The organism is Methylobacterium sp. C33D (genome assembly GCF_053345825.1).
In genome coordinates, this window is sequence record NZ_JBKFAV010000008.1 from 140,300 (window position 1) to 158,209 (window position 17,910).

Here is a 17,910-nt window from a genome sequence, read left to right on the forward strand (position 1 = left end):
CGCCCGGTCAAGAGCAAGCAACGAACAGCGTAAGGCCGGAAGCCGGGAACGGCGCAGGGCGCGAGGGTGAGGAGCGACGGGACGATGGCCGAGGCGCACGCCAAGAATCACGACTTTCACATCCTGAACCCGAGCCCGTGGCCGTTGATCGGAGCCTTCTCGGGCTTCCTCATGGCGTTCGGTGCCGTGTTCTGGATGAAGAGCCTCCAGATCGGCACGCTGAGCCCGGGCCCCTACATCTTCGGGGCCGGCGCGATCGGCGTGCTCTACACCATGTACTCGTGGTGGAAGGACGTCGCGCACGAGGCCAATTCCGGCGATCACACCCGCGTCGTCCAGCTTCACCACCGCTACGGCATGATGATGTTCATCGCCTCCGAGGTGATGTTCTTCGTCGCGTGGTTCTGGGCCTACTTCGAGGCCGCCCTCTACACCGCCGATCCGATCCAGGTCTCGCGCGTGGAATTCACCGGCGGTGTCTGGCCGCCCAAGGGCATCGAGGCGTTCGATCCCTGGCACCTGCCGCTCCTGAACACGCTGATCCTGCTGACCTCGGGCACCACCGTGACCTGGGCGCACCACGCGCTGATCGAGGGCGACCGCAAGGGCCTGAAGTACGGCCTCTGGCTGACCATCATCCTCGGCGTGCTGTTCACCGCCTGCCAAGCCTACGAGTACAGCCACGCCGAGTTCGGCTTCTCGGGCAGCATCTACTCGTCGACCTTCTTCATGGCGACGGGCTTCCACGGCGCCCACGTGATCATCGGCACGATCTTCCTCGCGGTGTGCCTGTTCCGCGTCTACGCGGGCCAGTTCACTCCCCGCCAGCACCTCGGCTTCGAGTTCGCCGCCTGGTACTGGCACTTCGTCGATGTCGTGTGGCTGTTCCTGTTCGCCGCCATCTACGTGTGGGGCTCGGGCGTTTTCCACGGCGGCGGCGCTCACTGAGCGCGACCATCCTGCCGCTGCATGGCGGACCTGCGAAGGGCGGCTCAGGCCGCCCTTCTGCGTTTCCGACGCCGCGCGAACCCCATATCGGGTCGGGCGACCGTGCGCGGGGCACGGGGCCCGCGCCGAACAGGTCTGGAGTGTGCCCATGAACGACCGAACCTACGCGCCGCCGCCCCCGATCCCGACCGGCCTGCGCGGCCGGTGCCCGCGCTGCGGCGAAGGTCACCTGTTCAAGGGATTCCTGAGCCTGCGACCCTCCTGCGAGGCTTGCGGCCTGGACTACGCGCATTTCGACGCGGCGGACGGGCCGGCCTTCTTCGTGATGTCGATCGTCGGCCTCGTCGTCGTCGGCTTCGCCCTGTGGCTGGAGATCACCTACGAGCCGCCGATCTGGGTGCACGCCCTGGTCGCCCTGACGCTCTCGGTCGGGCTCAGCCTCATCCTGGTCCGACCGCTCAAGGGTCTGCTGATCGCCCTGCAGTTCAGCAACCGGGCCGAGGAAGGGCGATTCAAGCCGTGACAGCGACCGGACCGCGCCGGGCGGCTTGGCGCGACCTCGTCGCGCCGGGACTGGCCTCGCTGATCGCCCTGGCCATCCTGCTGGGCCTCGGCACGTGGCAACTCGAGCGCAAGGCCTGGAAGGAGGATCTCATCGCCCGGATCGTGCGCCAGAGCCGCGCCGAGCCGGCACCGCCGCCGCGAGCGGACGCCTGGGATCCGGCGCGCGACGAGTTCCGCCACGTCCGTGTCACCGGCCGGTACCTCAACGATCGGGAAACCCTTGTCCACGGATTGGCGGCCGGTGAGACGCCGGGCCGCGCCCTGCAGGGCTACTACGTCCTGACGCCGTTCCGCCGGGACGACGGCGGCGTCGTGCTGGTCAACCGCGGTTTCGTTCCCACCGAGTTGAAGGTGCAGGGCGATCGCCGCGACGGGCTGATCGACGGGCCGACGACGGTCACCGGCATTCTCCGCGCGAGCGAGGCCCGGGGGATGTTCGTGCCGGAACCGGATCCTGCCCGCGGGGAGTGGTTCAACCGGGACATCGCCGGCATCGCGGCGGCGCGCGGCCTCGGGCCGGTCGAGCCCTACCTGATCGAGGCCGACGCCGTGCCCGGGCAGACGACTTGGCCGCGCGGTGGCCAGCTCCGGGTCGACCTGCCGAACAACCATCTGCAATACGCGTTCACGTGGTTCGGCCTCGCGGCCTGCCTGATCGGCGTGTTCACGGTCTTCGCGTGGCGCCGCCTGCACGATTCGCCCGCGGCCGGCGCCGCCTAGGATAAAGCCGCTCGCGCAGGGTCTCGGCGAAGAACAGGTTCGCCGGGATCGGCCTAAAAACGGCAGCCCGTTCCTTTGACCGACGGCCGTCGCTTCGGAATACTTTCGGTGTTCTTGAGCGATCGGCCGCGTTCTGCATAGCGTATTCAGTTCGCGGCGATCATCCGAAGACGCCACGGCGCCTGGCCGCCGTGCAACTGAGGTAATGCCTGATGACCAGCCATCTCGCCGACGCGGCGCGCGAGCCGATCCGCTTCGCCTACTGGGTGCCCAACGTCTCGGGCGGCCTCGTGATCAGCAAGATCCCCCAGCGCACGAGCTGGGATGCCGAGTACAATCGGAAGCTGGCGCAGATCGCCGAGGAGGCGGGGTTCGATTACGGGCTGACGCAGATCCGCTTCACCGCCGGCTACGGTGCCGAGTACCAGCACGAATCGGTCGCCTTCAGCCACGCGCTGCTGGCCGCGACCACCAAGCTCAAAGTGATCGCCGCGCTCCTGCCCGGCCCGTGGCACCCCACGCTCGCCGCCAAGCAGATCGCCACGATCTCGCAGCTCACCGAGGGCCGCATCGCGGTGAACATCGTGTCGGGCTGGTTCTCGGGCGAATTCCGGGCGATCGGGGAGCCCTGGCTCGACCACGACGAGCGGTACCGCCGGTCGGAGGAGTTCATCCGCAGCCTGCGCGGGATCTGGACGCAGGACAACTTCACCTTCCGCGGCGACTTCTACCGGTACAGCGACTACACGCTGAAGCCGAAGCCCGCGCAGCCGCTGCCCGAGATCTTCCAGGGCGGCTCGTCGCGCGCCGCGCGCGACATGGCGGCCCGCGTCTCGGACTGGTACTTCACCAACGGCGGCACGCCGGAGACAATCCGCGCCCAGGTCGACGACATCCGTGCCAAGGCGGCCGCGACCGGCAATCATCCCCGGATCGGCGTGAACGCGTTCGTCATCGCCCGCGACACCGAGGCGGAGGCCCGGGCCGTTCTCCAGGAGATCATCGACAATGCAGATCCGGACGCCGTGAAGGCCTTCGGCCACGAGGTGAAGAACGCCGGCAAGGCCTCGCCCGAAGGTGAAGGCAACTGGGCGAAGTCGAGCTTCGAGGACCTCGTCCAGTACAATGACGGCTTCAAGACCGACCTGATCGGCACGCCCGACCAGATCGCCGAGCGGATCCTGGCGCTGAAGGACGCCGGCGCCGACCTCGCCCTGCTGGCCTTCCTGCACTTCCAGGAGGACGTCGCGTATTTCGGCGCGCACGTGATCCCGCGGGTCCGCGCCCTCGAGGCCGCCCGCGACCGGCGCGCCGAGGCGGCCTGAGCGCCGTCCGCCGAACCGATTCCCGACAGACCGGAGTGAGCCATGAACATCGCCGTCGATGCGCGCACGCTCGAGCCGGAGCGCCCGCCGGGCGTACCCGGCCCCGCCCGGCCGCCCTCCCCCGCCCACGTGATCCGCGACGACGCCGAGGCGCTGGACGTGGCTCGCCGGCTCGCGGCCGAATTCCGGGCCGGCGCCTCGGAGCGGGACCGCCACGCCGTGCGGCCGCTGGCGGAGCTCGACGCCTTCTCGCAGAGCGGCCTCTGGTCGATCAACGTGCCGCGGGCCTACGGAGGCCCCGAGGTCTCGTACCGGACGCTGGCGCAGGTCATCGCCATCGTGGCGGCCGCGGATCCGGCCATCGCACAGATCGCCCAGAACCATCTCGGCATCCTGGCGGCCATCCGGACCGTGTCGGATGAGGCGCAGAAGCACCTGCTGTTCGGCGAGGTGCTGCGCGGCACGCGGTTCGGCAACGCCTTCTCGGAGCGCGGCACCAAGCGGGCGTCCGATTTCGAGACGCGCTTCACGGATGACGGCGATCACGTCGTCGTGCGAGGGCAGAAATTCTACGCCACCGGCGCCCTCCTCGCGCATCGCGTGCCGATCGTCGCCCTCGATCACGACGGGCGCGCCTGGTACGCCATCGCCGAGCGGGACGCGCCCGGCCTCACGGTGATCGACGACTGGTCGAGCTTCGGCCAGCGGGGCACGGCGAGCGGGACCGTGCTGGTCGACGACGTCCGGGTGCCCAAGACCCATCTGGTCCCCGCCTGGAGGGGCTACGCGGCCCCCACCGCCGACGGCGCCGTGTTCCAGATCATCCAGGCGGCGGTCGATGCCGGGATCGGCCGCGAGGCGCTGGACGACACCGTCGCCTTCGTCCGCGCGAAGGCCCGCCCCTGGGTCGACAGCGGGCTGGAGCGGGCCGCCGACGATCCCTACACGATCCAGGCGATCGGCGACCTGACCATCCGGCAGCACGCCGCCGAGGCGCTGCTCGACCGCGCCGGCCTCGCTCTCGACGCGGCCGTCGCGCGGCCGGATGCCGAGGCGGTCGCGGCGGCGCAGATCGCCGTCGCCGAGGCGAAGGTGCTGACGACCGAGGTCGCCCTGGCGGCGTCGAACAAGCTGTTCGAGCTGTCGGGCACCCGCTCGACCCTGGCGGCCGAGAATCTCGATCGCCACTGGCGGAACGCGCGCACGCACACGCTGCACGACCCGGTCCGCTGGAAGTACGCGATCGTCGGCAACCACGCCCTCAACGGCGTGAACCCGCCGCTCCACGCCTGGAGCTGACCGGCGGCGCTACAGCACCGGCAAGCCCCGCGCCTTGGCCTCCTCGCCGGGCTCGACGTGGATCGTCACCACCGCCCCGGGGATCGTCGTCTCGAGGGCGGTCTCGAGCCGGTCGCAGATCGCGTGGGAATCCTCGACGGTCATCGTGCCGGGTACGACGAGGTGGAAGTCGATGAACGTCGCCTGCCCGGCGGAGCGCGTGCGCACGTCGTGCGCCTCCAGCGCGCCCTCGCCGTGCTGCGAGATGAGTGACCGGATCTGGCTGACCATATCGGCCGGGGCTGCCCGGTCCATGAGTCCGTCCACCGATTCCCGGACCATGCGGAAGCCGGACCACAGGATGTTCATGGCGACCAGCCCGGCCACCACGGGATCGAGGACCGGGTAGCCGGTCACCACCACGGCGCCGACGCCGGCGAGGACGCCGCAGGACGTGACCACGTCGGCGAAGACGTGGCGCGCGTCGGCGATCAGGGCCGGCGACCGCCACCGCCGGCCCCAGCGCATCAGCGCCGCCGCCCAGACCGCGTTGACGATCCCGGCCGCGAAGTTGATCGCGAGGCCGACCGCGGGCGCGTCGAGGGGCTTCGGGGCGAGCAGCCCGAAATAGGATTCGCGCAGGATCAGCAGCGCCGCCACCACGATCAGCGCGCCCTCGATCACCGCCGAGAAGAACTCGGCCTTGTGGTGACCGTAGGGATGGTCCTCGTCGGCCGGGCGCGCCGCCACCCGCAGGGCCACGAAGGCGCCCACCGCGGCGACCACGTTGATGATGCTCTCCAGCGCGTCGGAGTACAGGGCGAGGCTGCCGGTGAGCCACGCCGCGTAGAACTTCATCGCCGTGACGGCGAGGCCGATGCCCGCGCTCAAGAGGGCAGCTTTCTGGGTGCGGTCCATGGTTCGCGCCGTTGGGGTGACGCCGCGCCCATACGGCACCGGCCGCGGCCAAGGCCACGGCAAAGGTTCGACGCCGTCGAAAACGTGTTAGCCGCGGCTAAGTCTCCGACGCGCCGCCCTTGTCCCGGGCGGCCTCGCGGAGGCGGCTCGGCTCCGCCCTGGCGCGCGCGGCCTCCGCCTTGCGCAGGTAGCGGCGGCGCTGCCAGGCGAAGCGCGCCGCGGCGGCGAGGGCCTCGAGCCGCGCGGCCTCGCGCTCCCAGTACCCGATGAGCTGCCCGTCGAGGGTGACCCGCCGGGGGCGCGCGCGGGGCGTCACGCGTCTTGCCCCCGCGACGCGGGCGGCTCACCCGTCTCGGCCACGACCAGCGCGTCCGGATCGCCGCGGAAGCTGCCGGCGCCGGTATCCGGAACCGGGATGCCGGGGCTGCCGAAGGGCCGGCTCGGATAGGCCGATTCGAATTTCGCGCGAGCGGTGTCGGGATCCTCGGCCTTCAGAACGATCTCGGGCGTGCCGGGGAGCGGCCAGCGGGGATCGGCGGCGTCACGGGGGCGAACGGCGTACCAGGGCATGGATCGGGGGCCTCGCGTCTCGGTGACGCTGGAAACGGACGCGCTCCCCGGCGGTTCCGCGGTTGAAACCGCGTGCCGTTCGGTGCAGGCAGCCGGCGATGCGCGTGGACCTCTTCGATTTCGACTTGCCGGAGACCAGCATCGCCCTGCGCCCGGCCGAGCCGCGCGATGCCGGGCGGATGCTCGTGGTCCGGCCCGGCGCGCCGCTGGCCGACCGGACCGTGCGCGAACTGCCCGGCGCGCTCCGGGCCGGCGACGCCCTGGTCTTCAACGACACGCGGGTGATCCCCGCGCGGCTGAACGGCGTGCGCACCCGACCCGGCGCCCCCGGCCAGCGCACGGAGGTGATGCTCCACCTGCGCGAGGCCCCCGACCGCTGGCGCGCCTTCGCGCGTCCGGCCAAGCGGCTGACCGCGGGCGACGCGCTGCGCTTCGGCGATCTGGCGGCGACCGTTCTGGAGAAGGCCGAGGCCGGGGAGATCGTCCTGGCCTTCGACCGGGCCGGGCCCGCGCTCGACGCGGCCATCGCCACGGAGGGCGCCCTGCCGCTGCCCCCCTACATCGCCGGCAAGCGCGCCACGGATGACCGCGACGCCACCGACTATCAGACGGTGTACGCCCGCCATCCGGGGGCGGTGGCGGCCCCGACGGCCGGCCTGCACTTCTCCGACGCCCTGCTGGCCGATCTCGACGCCGCCGGTCTGCGGCGCCACCACGTCACGCTGCATGTCGGCGCCGGGACCTTCCTGCCGGTCAAGGCCGAGGACACCGACGGGCACCGCATGCACGCGGAGATCGGCATCCTCGACGCCGCCACCGCCGACGCCCTGAACGCCGCGCGGGCCGCGGGCGGCCGGATCGTCGCGGTCGGGACCACGGCCCTGCGCCTGCTGGAGAGCGCGGCCCGCCCGGACGGGACGCTCGCGCCCTTCTCCGGACCGACCGAGATCTTCATCACGCCGGGCTACCGGTTCCGGGCAGTCGACGCCCTCGTGACCAACTTCCACCTGCCACGCTCGACGCTGTTCATGCTGGTCTCGGCCTTCTCGGGGCTCGAGACGATGCGCGCGGCCTACGCGCACGCGATCGGTGCCGGGTACCGATTCTACTCCTACGGCGACGCCAGCCTGCTCTTCCCGGGCCCGCGCGCGGACACGCCATGACCGACAGCGCTGCCTTCCGCTTCGACCTGCTGGCCCGGGACGGCACCGCCCGCACCGGCGTGATCGCGACGCCGCGCGGCGAGATCCGGACCCCGGCCTTCATGCCGGTGGGCACAGCCGCCACCGTCAAGGCCATGTATCCCGGCCAGGTCCGCGATCTCGGCGCGGACGTGGTGCTGGGCAATACCTACCACCTGATGCTGCGACCCGGCCCGGAGCGCATGGCCCGGCTCGGCGGCCTGCACCGCTTCATGAACTGGGACCGGCCGATCCTGACCGATTCCGGCGGCTTCCAGGTGATGTCGCTCTCCGCCCTGCGGAAGATCGACGAGCAGGGCGTGACCTTCCGCTCGCACATCGACGGCACCGCCCACCACATGAGCCCGGAGCGCTCCATCGAGATCCAGGGTCTGCTCGGCTCCGACATCCAGATGCAGCTCGACGAGTGCGTTCGCCTGCCGGCGGACCACGCGGCGATCGAGAAGGCCATGCACCTGTCGCTGCGCTGGGCCGAGCGCTGCCGCGTCGCGTTCGGCGAGCAGCCCGGGCGGGCCCTGTTCGGCATCGTCCAGGGCGGCGACGTGCCGGCCCTGCGCGTCGAGAGCGCCCGCGCGCTGACGGATCTCGAACTCAAGGGCTACGCGGTCGGCGGCCTCGCCGTGGGCGAGCCCCAGGCGGTCATGTTCGCCATGATCGAGACGGTGGAGCCGCACCTGCCGGCGGCGAAGCCCCGCTACCTGATGGGGGTCGGCACGCCGGACGACATCCTCGGCGCGGTCGCCCGCGGGATCGACATGTTCGACTGCGTGATGCCGACCCGGGCCGGCCGCCACGGGCTCGCCTACACGCGCCACGGACGGGTCAACCTGCGCAACGCGCGCCACGCCGAGGACACCGCACCGCTCGACGCGGCCTCGACCTGTCCGGCCGCGCGGGACTATTCCCGTGCCTACCTGCATCACCTCGTGCGCGCGAACGAGATCCTCGGGATGATGCTGCTGACCTGGAACAACCTCGCCTATTACCAGGACCTGATGGCTGGCGCCCGCGCGGCGATCCGCGACGGCCGCTACGCGGATTACTGCGCCGAGACCCGCGCGGGCTGGGCCGGCGCCGAGCGCGCCGCCGCCTGACCGGGGCTCACGGGTGCGCGAGCACGCGGTACACCCCGTCCGGGTCGTCGCGGCCGGTGGCGACGGCGCGCGCGAGGTCCGAGACGATGCGGCCCGCCACGGGCAGGCGGTAGTGCAGCGCGTCCCAGTAATTCGCGTCCCGGCTGGTCAGCGGCGAGATCCGGCGGAAATCGACCACGACCGCGCCGTGACGCGTCCCGATCATCGCGGCGCGCGCCTTGCAAGCCTCCTCGCGCCGGCCCGCCGCCGTTCCCGGCGAACCCTGCGCCGCCGCGTGGACCGGCATGAAGGCCACGATCTTCAGGGCCTCGGCGGGCACGCGACGGAGGAGATCCTCCAGGCGGTCGAGGGCCGGCATCGGTGCATCGGGCGGTTCCGCGGCCGTCCGGTCGACGCGGCCCGCGCGGATGTGGGCCTGGGCGCGACCGAGGTCGTAGCGCGCTTCCGGGGGCGTGAACACCGCGTAACCGTCGCCCCGGATCCGCGACTGCACCAGCCCGAGTTCGGCAAGTCCCGCACGGACGGCCGTCGTGACCGAGCGCAGGCTGACCTGCCGCAGGACGTCGCCGGGCGCCCGATCCGCGTAGAGCCAGTCGGGGAAGGCGTTGGCCGTTCGGGCAGGCGGATCGGCGGCGCACCACGGGGCGTCGAGACCGAACAGGACCGCGCGGATCGGCCGCCGGGACAGGAACAGCGCGGCCAGGCGCGCCTGCTCGTCGGGCGTCGCGGCGTTCACCGCCAGATTGGCGAACCGGGCGCCGAAGGCGGCATCCAGGGCCCGCGGGTCGAGGAGCCGCGCGGTCGAGGTGCCGAAGACCGCGGCGTCGAACGGCCCGCCGCGGGCGATCTGCGGATAGGAGAGCCGCTGATTGGCATCCATGATCGGTCCCGGCGGATGCCCGGGCGCGGCGCGCAGGCCGTAGGGATCGACCGCGGCCACGAGGCCGACCACCGCCACGCCCATGCCGGCAGCGCTGAGGAGGAAGCTGCGCGCGAAGGCGGCCCATCCTGCGGGTCGCCGACCGGCTCGGCTGTGAGAGGGCGAAGTCATCGGGCGGCTTCATACGCGGTTCCGAGAGCCGCGTCGCAGGCCTCGTGTCGTCGGCCGCCCCGTCTGCACGCGGTGTGCGCGGGGGCGCCGATCGTCCCGAGGGTCGCCGGCCGATCGCGACCGGCGGATCGACAAAGCGCGTGAACCGATCGGCCGTCGCCCTTATAGACTGCCCGCGGCGCCGCTCGGCATGGGTGTGCGACTTGGGGAGGCTCCATGACGTTCACCGCGCACAACATCCGCCTGGCGGACGGGTCCGAGACCTTGCCGGAGGCGGGCTGGCTGATCGCCGACAGCCCCTGGACCCAGGCAGCACTGCGCTCGCTCCGCCTGTTCTACGGCCACCGGCTGGCCGGTCGCTCGATCGTCGATCTGGGCTGCCTCGAGGGCGGGTACACGCTCGAATTCGCCCGCGCCGGGATGCGCGCCACCGGCGTCGAGGTGCGCCGCTCCAACTTCGAGAACTGCCTGCGGGTCAAGGATGGGGCGGGCGTCCCGGACCTCGCCTTCGTCAACGACGACGTGTGGAACCTCGCCGCCCACGGGCCCTTCGATGCCGCTTTCTGCTGCGGACTGCTCTACCACCTCGACAGGCCGGCCGCCTTCATCCGCCTCATGGCCGAATGCGTGCGCGACGTGATCATCTTGCACACCCATTTCGCGACCGACGAGAACCAGACCCTCTTCCAATTGTCGTCGCCCGCGGAGAACGAAGGCCTGCCGGGCCGCTGGATGCACGAGCACGACCTCGACGACACGAGCCAGCTCGAAGCGCACAAATGGACCTCGTGGAGCAACAAGCGCTCCTTCTGGCCCACCAAGCCGGCCCTGATCCAGCTCCTGAAGGAGTGCGGCTTCGACATGGTCTACGAGCAGTACGACATGCTCGGGCGCGATATCCGCGGCTCGATGGAGAGCGGCTACTACCACCAGCAGGGCCGTAGCATGTTCGTCGCCATGCGGACCTGAGCGGCCTTCAGCCTCCCGTAAAGTTAGAATTCACCATCTCGAAGGACTTGCGGTGATCGACGGAACACGATTCTAAACAGCAATCTCCGCTTAATTCCTGTGGCAGATAAATCGCGACATCGGCCTTAATTCGAAAAGTCCCGCCGCCATGTTCGCGACGAGCCTCGCCCTTTGGGTTGCAGCCATCCTGTTTCTGCTCGCCTGGTTGCATTTCCAGGAGCGCGCCACGGAGCGGTGTCGCCGCACGATCCGACCGCAGGTCGAGCGCCTGATCATCGAGAACCGTTGGATGGAACGCCATGCCCGCAATGCGGCCGCGTTCGAGGCACTCTGGGACCGGGAAGTGGCGCGGATGCACCGCGCCCATCTCGCGCGCCCGCTCCGCGCTCTCGTCGGGTTCCGCAGCTTCAAGCGGGTGGTCCGGGCCGAATTCGCGTCGATCCTGCCGGCCGAGATCGCGTCGTGGACCTTTGTCGATCGCGCCATCGCCTCGCAGCCGCAGTACGAGGCCCTGATGCTGCGGTGCCTGAAGGCGGCCGGCTGGCGCTTGGACTATCAGGATCAGGAACACTTCGTCCTCCTCCGGGCTCGGACGCGCGTCGTCGTGCGCCTGCACTGGGCGGATCGCGACGTCGCGTGCCTCCCGATCTCGGACGTCGCGGCGGCGGCGGAGCGCGCGGGGTCGGCGACGGCGTGCGTGATGACCAACGGCCGGTTCAGCGGCGCGGCGCGCGCCCTGGCGGAGGAGCAGAACGTGCTGGCGCTCCACTGCTCGCAGATCGACCTGCTGCTGCCGAGGGACAAGGCGGCGGTCGCGTCCCGCGGCGCCCGCGGGCACGGCCTCCGGCTCGCCGCCTGACCGCGCGCCCGGGACACGGGTCGGGTCTCGCCCGGCGTGCTTCGGGAGGCCGACGATGACCCGAACTTCGGCGCCCGCGGGATACAGCCCTTCACGCGCCCCGATCTGTCACGCCGACGGGCATACCGGCACGGCCATCGCTGCTACGGAGAGGCGTGGTGCTCGCCAACGCATCGAGCGCCCCTGACCTCGCCCGCCCGGCTCGCCGTGGCGGGCGTATTTTTTCCGATCGGCGCAACGTTCGCTTCACCATACCGGGCGGACGCTGAGGCCGAATCGTGGTCAGCACCGTTGAGGCGCATGGATCAGTCCGCAGCGCCCAGAACGGACCACCCCGTAACCGAACAGGACGCTCTCGCCGAGTTGCCGGCGGGCGATTTCGTCACCCGATGGCGGCAGATCACCGGCGAGCCGCCGGCCATTCTCCTGACGTCACGGTCCAAGATGATCGCGCTTCTCGTGGAGAGCGTGCCCATCGCGCCGCTCACCCCGCAGGACGGCGTTTCCGGCGCGGCGGGGGCCGGACAGTTCCGGCGTCCGAACCGCGATCCGGCGAGTCCCGAGAGGTCGGGCTCGGGATAGGCCGCCGGGCGTCATCCGCGCGACCGTGCCGTATGTGGCCGCGGGCTCGTATTCCTACTCGATGGGGCTGAGAAGGCGGGAATTTTGGTCGGAGTGGCAGGATTTGAACCTGCGACCCCCACGTCCCGAACGTGGTGCGCTACCAGACTGCGCTACACTCCGAAGGCCGCCCCGCGTCTCCGCCAGGGCCGGCGAGCGGGTGTATAGCCGCGCCTTTCCCGCACCGCAAGCGCGGCGTTGCGCCTTTTCAGCCGAGATGATCGGGCCAGTCGTCCGGGAGGCGGTGGCGGGTGATCTCAGCCCCGCCGGAGCGGACCGCCGCGGTGGCGACGTGCGCGCGCCCGCACTCGACCTCCGTCAGGCTCCACGGACCGTCCAGGTTCCAGCCCGCATCGCCGGCGGCCCGGAGAAAGCGTGGCGGTTCGGGGGGCACGCTGACGCTGAACCGGTCCAGCGGCAGCGTCAGACCGCTGCCCAGCGCCTTCACCACCGCTTCCTTGCGGGTCCACAGACTGAAGAAGCGCCGCTCCACCTCGCTCCGGGGGGCTCGGGCGAGGGCCGCCACCTCGTCGGCGGCGAAATGGGCCGCCGCGATCCGCAGCGCGTCCGCGATCGGCCGCACGGCCTCGACGTCGACGCCGATCGCCGCACCGCGGGCGAGTCCGATCAGCGCGCGCGCCCCGGAATGGGAGAGGTTGAAGTCGGCGGCGCCCCGCGCCCGGCCCGCGAGTTCCGGCTTGCCCCCGGCACCGGCCGCGAGTTCCACGTCGGCCGGCGCGAGGCCGAGCGCGTCGCCGAGAACGAGGCGCAGCGCCGCGTGACTGGCGCGGAACCGGTCCCGATCCGCCGCGCGCAGGAACCGGTCCGCCCGCGCGCGCTCCGCGGCGTCGAGGACGGTATCGCACCGGTCGATCTGGCGCGGGGACAGGGCGAGGTCGACGATCCAGACCTGCACCGCGCTCACGCGACACCTCGCGGGGCGGGAGCGGTGGCGCTAGCGTCGGGGGAGCGAAACGGCACGGGCGGCGATCCGGATGGGGCGGGCATGAGCAGCATCGGGTCGCGGCCGGTCTCCCGCAAGCAGCGCCGCGCCCCGTGACGCGGTCCAGCGCGGGTCGCCGCGTCGGCCCCGTGGGCAGGCCGAGCCTCGGCGTGCGTCCGGTCCGCTACGGGGTGTTCTTCGCCACCTACCTCTACCAGGGACTCGTCGCCGGTTTCTCGCTGACGGCGCTCGCCAACCACCTCGCGGCGCAGGGCGCCCCGGCAACGGAGGTCGGGATGCACTTCGCCCTGGCGGGCCTGCCCTGGACGCTGCAGCCCCTGCTCTGGGGGCCCCGCGTGGACCGCGCCGGGGACACGCGGATGGGACGGCGCCGGCCCTTCGCGGTCGCGGCGCTGATCGGATGCCACGCGACGCTGGCGCTCCTCCTCGTCGCCGGCGCCGACGCCGTGGGCGCGCTCGGACCGATCTTCCTCGTCCACAGCCTGTTCGCGTCGCTCCTCGACACCGCCTGCGACCGGATGATCATGGACCACGTCCCGGCGCAGGAACTCGGCCGGGTCAGCGCCTGCACCCGCGCGGGCTTCGTGGTCGGTACCGGCCTCAGCGCCGCCGTCTTCGGCTGGACGCTCGCGAACTGGGGCTTCGCCGCGAGCGCGCGCGGCCTGCTCGCCCTCGCGATCGTCGCGAGCCTGCCGATGCTGTTGGTCCGGGAGGCGGCGACCGATCCGATCTGGTCGCTCGAGCGCCGCGGACCGCCGCCGCGGCGCGTCCCGTTCCGCCGCTTCCTGCGCCGGACGATCGTCGCCCTGCGCCGCCCTCGGGCCCTGCGGCTGCTCGCCCTGTGCTTCGGCCTCGACGCGGCGCTCGGCCTGTTCGAGCTGCCCTTCTCGATCGACCTCCTCCAGCGGCAGGGCTGGGAGGCCGCGGGCCTGTCGCGCCTCCAGGCGATCCTGACCCTGGTGAGCGGCACGGCCGGTGCGGTCGCGGTGGGCCTCTGGTCGGACCGCGCGGGCGCGGCGTCGCCGCTGCGCGCCCTGCTCCTGGGCAGCACGGCCACCTTCGTGCTGGCCGGAATCCTGATCGGCGCCGGCCTCGTCGGGGCCGCGGCACCGGCGATCCTGGCGCTCACCAGCGTGCTGCCCGGCCTGCTGATCGTCGCCCTGATGCCGGCGCTGCTCGCGGCGAGCCGGGGCCGCCCGGGCGCGGCCACGCAGTTCGAGGTGTACATGGCGGCCATGAATCTCGGCTCGGTCGCCGGGACCGCGGTCGCGGGCTGGCTGGCCCCGGTCCTGCCGCTTCAGGCGGTCGCCGCCCTCGTCGCCGCGACGTTCTTCGCGGCCTTCCGGATGGCGGGGCGCGGCGATCTGCTCGGCGCCCGCCGGTGAGGGAATCGGGGATCGCGCGCCGGGGCCGGCTCCCCGCCGGCCGTCGATGCGTTAGAACCCCGGCATGGCCGTCACGAAATCCGAACCGCTCGATCTCGACCTCACCGCCGAGGAAGCGCGCGCCGAGTACGCGCGGCTGTCGGACGCGATCCTGGAGGCCGACCGCCTCTACTACCAGGAGGACGCGCCCGAGATATCGGACGCCGAGTACGACCGGCTGCGCCGCCGCCTGGAGGATATCGAGGCCCGCTTCCCCGATCTCGCCGGCACGGGCGGTGCCAGCACGTCGGTGGGCGCCAAGCCCTCGGAGAAGTTCGCCAAGGTGCGGCACGCCGTGCCGATGCTCTCGCTGGGCAACGCCTTCGACGACGCGGAGGTGGCCGAGTTCGTCGCGCGCGTGCGCCGCTTCCTCGGCTGGCCGGACGACGCCCCCCTCGCCTTCACCGCCGAGCCCAAGATCGACGGCCTGTCCCTGTCGCTGCGCTACGTGAACGGCCGGCTCGACACCGCCGCCACCCGCGGCGACGGCGAGGTCGGCGAGAACGTCACGGGCAACGCCCGCACGGTGCAGGACATCCCGGCGGTTCTCGCGGGGTCCGGCTGGCCGGAGATCTGCGAGGTGCGCGGGGAGGTCTACCTGTCCCACGCCGACTTCGCCGCCATCAACGCCCGGCAGGACGCGGCCGGCAAGCCGCTCTTCGCCAACCCGCGCAACGCCGCCGCCGGCAGCCTGCGCCAGCTCGATCCCGCGATCACCGCGTCCCGGCCGCTGCGATTCTTCGCGTATGCCTGGGGCGAGCTGTCGGAGCCGATCGCCGACACGCAGACCGGCGTGCTGGAGCGCTTCGCGGCCTGGGGCCTGCCGGTGAACCCGCGGACCCGGACCTTCACCGACACCGAGGCGATGCTCGACCATTACCGCGGCATCGAGGCCGACCGAGCCGGGCTCGGCTACGACATCGACGGCGTCGTCTACAAGGTCGACGACCTCGCGCTCCAGAAGCGGCTGGGCTTCGTCTCGCGCTCGCCCCGCTGGGCGCTCGCCCACAAATTCGCCGCCCAGGAAGCCACCACGGTCGTCGAGGACATCGTCATCAATGTCGGCCGCACCGGCTCGCTGAACCCGCTCGCCAAGCTCCGTCCCGTTACGGTCGGCGGCGTGGTCGTGTCGAACGCCACCCTGCACAACGAGGGCTACGTGAAGGGCGTCGGCGCCGACGGGGAGCCGATCCGCGACGGCCGCGACATCCGCGTCGGCGATACCGTGACCGTGGTCCGGGCCGGCGACGTGATCCCGAAGGTCATGGATGTCGATCTCACGAAGCGCCCGGCCGATTCGCGGCCCTACGCCTTCCCGGAGACCTGCCCGGCCTGCGGCAGCCGCGCCGTCCGCGCCGTCAACCCGCGCACCGGCCGTCCGGACGCGGTGCGCCGCTGCACCGGCGGCCTGATCTGCCCGGCGCAGGGCGTCGAGCGGATGAAGCACTTCGTGTCGCGCAACGGCTTCGACATCGAGGGCTTCGGCGAGACCTATATCGAGGTTCTGTTCGAGGCCGGGCTCGTGCGCCAGCCCGCCGACCTGTTCCGCCTCGACTTCGAGGAACTCAAGGCCGCGATCGTGGCGCGGCGCGAGGCACTGTCGGCCGAGCGGCGCGCGGAGTCGGGAACGGCCGAGCCGCCCAAGAAGGCCGCCAAGAAGAAGAGCGACGAGGACGACAAGGCGATCCGGAACCTGCTCGCCGCCGTCGAGGCGCGGCGCGCCGTGCCGATGAACCGCCTGCTCTTCGCCCTCGGAATCCCGCAGATCGGCGAGGCGACCGCCAAGGCGCTGGCGAAGCGCTTCGCCGACATGCCGACGCTGATCGCGGCGATCCGCGAGGCCGCGGCGGCGCAGCCCGGTCCCGACTGGGTCGAGCTCACCGCCGTGCCGCGCGTCGGGGGCACCACCCGGGACCGGCTCCTCGACCTCGGTTTCCCGGAGGACGACGCGGCGCCGGCCAAGGAGCGGGCGCGCCTGAGCGCGGTACAGCGCGAGAATCTCCTCGCCCATTACGGCGACGTCGACGCGGTGCGCGCGGCGATCGCGCGGGTTGGAGCGCAGCGTCCCGGCGATGCCTACCGGGTCTTCGCCGACGACGGCGAGATCGGCCCGGTGGCGACCGACGCTCTGCTGCTCTTCTTCTCCGAGCCGCACAATGCCCACGCCGTCGCGGCCCTGCTCGACGCGGTCGACGTTCAGCCGATGGAGCGGGCCGCCGCGGCCTCCACCTTCGCGGGAAAGACCGTGGTCTTCACCGGCACCCTGGAGAAGATGACCCGCAACGAGGCCAAGGCTGTGGCCGAGCGCCTGGGCGCGAAGGTCTCCGGCTCGGTCTCGGCCAAGACCGACCTGGTCGTGGCCGGCCCCGGTGCCGGCTCGAAACTGAAGGACGCGCAGAAGCACGGCGTCCGGGTCGTCTCGGAGGACGACTGGCTGGCGATGGTGGCGCAGGGTTGAAGCCCGAGTCCGGGCGGCCTAGACCTCTCGGGGAACACCCCGAGAACTTCCACCCGGCATGGCTGACCCTCGATGACGGTCCTGGCCCTCGACTTCGAGACGGCCAACGAGCGGCGTGACAGCGCCTGCGCGGTGGGTCTCGCCTGGATCGCGGAGGGCCGGGTGGTGCGCCGCGCGAGCCACCTGATCCGGCCGCCCGAGATGCGCTTCGCGCCGGGCAACATCCGCGTGCACGGGATCCTGCCGGCCGACGTCGCCGACAAGCCCGACTTCGCCGCCGTGATGGGGCCCTATCTCGGCGATCTCGGGCGGGGGCTGATCCTGGCGCACAACGCGAGCTTCGACATCGGCGTCCTGCGCGCCGGGCTGACGCGGGCGGGCCTGCCGGTCCCGGACCTCGCCTATCTCTGCACGGTCCAAGTGGCGCGCCGGGTCTTCCCGGCGCCGGAGGGCTGCGGGCTCGGCAAGGTCGCGCGGCGCCTCGGCATCCGCTTCGAGCACCACGACGCCGGCGAGGACGCCTACGCCTGCGCGGAGATCGCGCTGGCCGCCATGCGCGAGCGCGCGGCTGCGGACGTGCACGCCCTCGCGGCCGCGCTCGGCCTGCCGGTCACGCGGGCGGTGGGCGGCCCCGCCGTGCCGCGCCGCGCGCCGGGGGCGATCAGCGGCCGGGCCCTGGCGGCCTTCCCCGACGCGCCGGCAGCCCTGCGGTTCGCCATGCGCGGCTCGACTGGCAACCGCTACCACGTCAGCCTGGAGGAGAGGCCGGGCGGCCCGGAGCTGCGCTGCACCTGCACGGCGGGCCGCTACGGCATGCGTTGCCGCCACGTGAAGGCGCTGGAGGTCGGCGACATCACCGACCTGCTCTCGGACAATGCCGGCGACGTCGCGCTCCTCGCCCGCATGCTCGGCGCGAAGGCACGGATCGCGGGCGCGGCCTGATCG

Annotated in this window: 18 protein-coding genes and 1 tRNA gene; 13 read left to right on the forward strand and 6 right to left on the reverse strand. The window is 72.0% G+C overall.

Annotation, left to right across the window (positions count from 1 at the left end; translation table 11 throughout):
* The first annotated feature begins 84 nt into the window (after positions 1 to 84).
* From ACLBXO_RS08435 to ACLBXO_RS08455, 5 genes are all read left to right on the forward strand, one after another.
* Positions 85 to 948 (forward strand): cytochrome c oxidase subunit 3, encoded by an 864-nt coding sequence (locus tag ACLBXO_RS08435; RefSeq protein ID WP_331313354.1) that lies wholly within the window; start codon positions 85 to 87, stop codon positions 946 to 948.
* Between the two features lie 148 nt (positions 949 to 1,096).
* The gene (locus tag ACLBXO_RS08440; RefSeq protein ID WP_447685092.1) at positions 1,097 to 1,471 is read left to right on the forward strand and encodes a DUF983 domain-containing protein; all 375 of its coding nucleotides are present in this window, start codon (positions 1,097 to 1,099) and stop codon (positions 1,469 to 1,471) included.
* Positions 1,468 to 2,232 carry an SURF1 family protein gene (locus ACLBXO_RS08445; RefSeq protein ID WP_447685093.1) on the forward strand — a complete coding sequence of 255 codons (765 nt, stop codon included), beginning with the start codon at positions 1,468 to 1,470 and terminating at the stop codon, positions 2,230 to 2,232. Before ACLBXO_RS08440 ends, ACLBXO_RS08445 begins: the two co-directional genes overlap by 4 nt.
* Positions 2,233 to 2,444: 212 nt before the next feature.
* Positions 2,445 to 3,557, forward strand: a complete 1,113-nt coding sequence (sfnG, locus tag ACLBXO_RS08450; protein ID WP_331313357.1) for a dimethylsulfone monooxygenase SfnG — start codon at positions 2,445 to 2,447, stop codon at positions 3,555 to 3,557.
* Positions 3,558 to 3,599: 42 nt separating this feature from the next.
* Positions 3,600 to 4,856: an SfnB family sulfur acquisition oxidoreductase gene (locus ACLBXO_RS08455; protein ID WP_447685094.1), complete on the forward strand. Its 1,257-nt coding sequence runs from the start codon at positions 3,600 to 3,602 to the stop codon at positions 4,854 to 4,856.
* A gap of 9 nt (positions 4,857 to 4,865) precedes the next feature.
* On the opposite strand, the gene ACLBXO_RS08460 is transcribed toward ACLBXO_RS08455, so the two are convergent.
* From ACLBXO_RS08460 to ACLBXO_RS08470, 3 genes are all read right to left on the reverse strand, one after another.
* Positions 4,866 to 5,753: a cation diffusion facilitator family transporter gene (locus ACLBXO_RS08460; RefSeq protein ID WP_331313359.1), complete on the reverse strand. Its 888-nt coding sequence runs from the start codon at positions 5,751 to 5,753 to the stop codon at positions 4,866 to 4,868.
* 97 nt (positions 5,754 to 5,850) lie between these two features.
* Positions 5,851 to 6,069: a hypothetical protein gene (locus tag ACLBXO_RS08465; protein ID WP_447685095.1), complete on the reverse strand. Its 219-nt coding sequence runs from the start codon at positions 6,067 to 6,069 to the stop codon at positions 5,851 to 5,853.
* The gene (locus ACLBXO_RS08470) at positions 6,066 to 6,323 is read right to left on the reverse strand and encodes a hypothetical protein (protein ID WP_447685096.1); all 258 of its coding nucleotides are present in this window, start codon (positions 6,321 to 6,323) and stop codon (positions 6,066 to 6,068) included. The genes ACLBXO_RS08465 and ACLBXO_RS08470 overlap by 4 nt, the downstream gene beginning before the upstream one ends.
* A 98-nt stretch (positions 6,324 to 6,421) precedes the next feature.
* Here ACLBXO_RS08470 and queA point away from each other — a divergent pair, with 98 nt between their 5' ends.
* Complete coding sequence (queA, locus tag ACLBXO_RS08475; RefSeq protein WP_447685097.1) at positions 6,422 to 7,486, forward strand: tRNA preQ1(34) S-adenosylmethionine ribosyltransferase-isomerase QueA; 1,065 nt, start codon at positions 6,422 to 6,424, stop codon at positions 7,484 to 7,486.
* Positions 7,483 to 8,619, forward strand: coding sequence for a tRNA guanosine(34) transglycosylase Tgt (gene tgt / locus ACLBXO_RS08480; protein WP_447685098.1), 1,137 nt, complete (start codon positions 7,483 to 7,485; stop codon positions 8,617 to 8,619). The genes queA and tgt overlap by 4 nt, the downstream gene beginning before the upstream one ends.
* A gap of 7 nt (positions 8,620 to 8,626) precedes the next feature.
* On the opposite strand, the gene ACLBXO_RS08485 is transcribed toward tgt, so the two are convergent.
* Positions 8,627 to 9,670, reverse strand: coding sequence for a hypothetical protein (locus ACLBXO_RS08485; RefSeq protein ID WP_419539309.1), 1,044 nt, complete (start codon positions 9,668 to 9,670; stop codon positions 8,627 to 8,629).
* Positions 9,671 to 9,886: 216 nt separating this feature from the next.
* Between ACLBXO_RS08485 and ACLBXO_RS08490 the strand changes: the two genes are divergently transcribed.
* The 3 genes from ACLBXO_RS08490 to ACLBXO_RS08500 all read left to right on the forward strand — a co-directional run bounded on the left by ACLBXO_RS08490 (position 9,887) and on the right by ACLBXO_RS08500 (position 12,080).
* Complete coding sequence (locus ACLBXO_RS08490; protein WP_331313363.1) at positions 9,887 to 10,639, forward strand: class I SAM-dependent methyltransferase; 753 nt, start codon at positions 9,887 to 9,889, stop codon at positions 10,637 to 10,639.
* 148 nt (positions 10,640 to 10,787) lie between these two features.
* On the forward strand, positions 10,788 to 11,498 hold the full coding sequence (locus tag ACLBXO_RS08495) for a restriction endonuclease (RefSeq protein ID WP_447685099.1): 711 nt from the start codon (positions 10,788 to 10,790) through the stop codon (positions 11,496 to 11,498).
* Positions 11,499 to 11,798: 300 nt separating this feature from the next.
* Positions 11,799 to 12,080 (forward strand): hypothetical protein, encoded by a 282-nt coding sequence (locus ACLBXO_RS08500; RefSeq protein ID WP_447685100.1) that lies wholly within the window; start codon positions 11,799 to 11,801, stop codon positions 12,078 to 12,080.
* Positions 12,081 to 12,165: 85 nt separating this feature from the next.
* Here ACLBXO_RS08500 and ACLBXO_RS08505 read toward each other — a convergent pair.
* Both ACLBXO_RS08505 and ACLBXO_RS08510 read right to left on the reverse strand, forming a co-directional pair.
* A tRNA-Pro gene (locus tag ACLBXO_RS08505) sits at positions 12,166 to 12,242 on the reverse strand.
* A gap of 85 nt (positions 12,243 to 12,327) precedes the next feature.
* Complete coding sequence (locus tag ACLBXO_RS08510; protein ID WP_447685101.1) at positions 12,328 to 13,044, reverse strand: 4'-phosphopantetheinyl transferase family protein; 717 nt, start codon at positions 13,042 to 13,044, stop codon at positions 12,328 to 12,330.
* Between the two features lie 188 nt (positions 13,045 to 13,232).
* Between ACLBXO_RS08510 and ACLBXO_RS08515 the strand changes: the two genes are divergently transcribed.
* From ACLBXO_RS08515 to ACLBXO_RS08525, 3 genes are all read left to right on the forward strand, one after another.
* Entirely contained in the window at positions 13,233 to 14,468 is a 1,236-nt protein-coding gene (locus tag ACLBXO_RS08515) for an MFS transporter (RefSeq protein ID WP_447685102.1), read from the forward strand.
* A 64-nt stretch (positions 14,469 to 14,532) separates the two neighbouring features.
* A complete protein-coding gene (gene ligA, locus ACLBXO_RS08520; protein WP_447685103.1) occupies positions 14,533 to 16,965 on the forward strand; it encodes an NAD-dependent DNA ligase LigA in 2,433 nt (810 codons plus the stop codon).
* Between the two features lie 72 nt (positions 16,966 to 17,037).
* Complete coding sequence (locus tag ACLBXO_RS08525) at positions 17,038 to 17,907, forward strand: 3'-5' exonuclease (protein ID WP_447685104.1); 870 nt, start codon at positions 17,038 to 17,040, stop codon at positions 17,905 to 17,907.
* Positions 17,908 to 17,910: the final 3 nt, after the last annotated feature.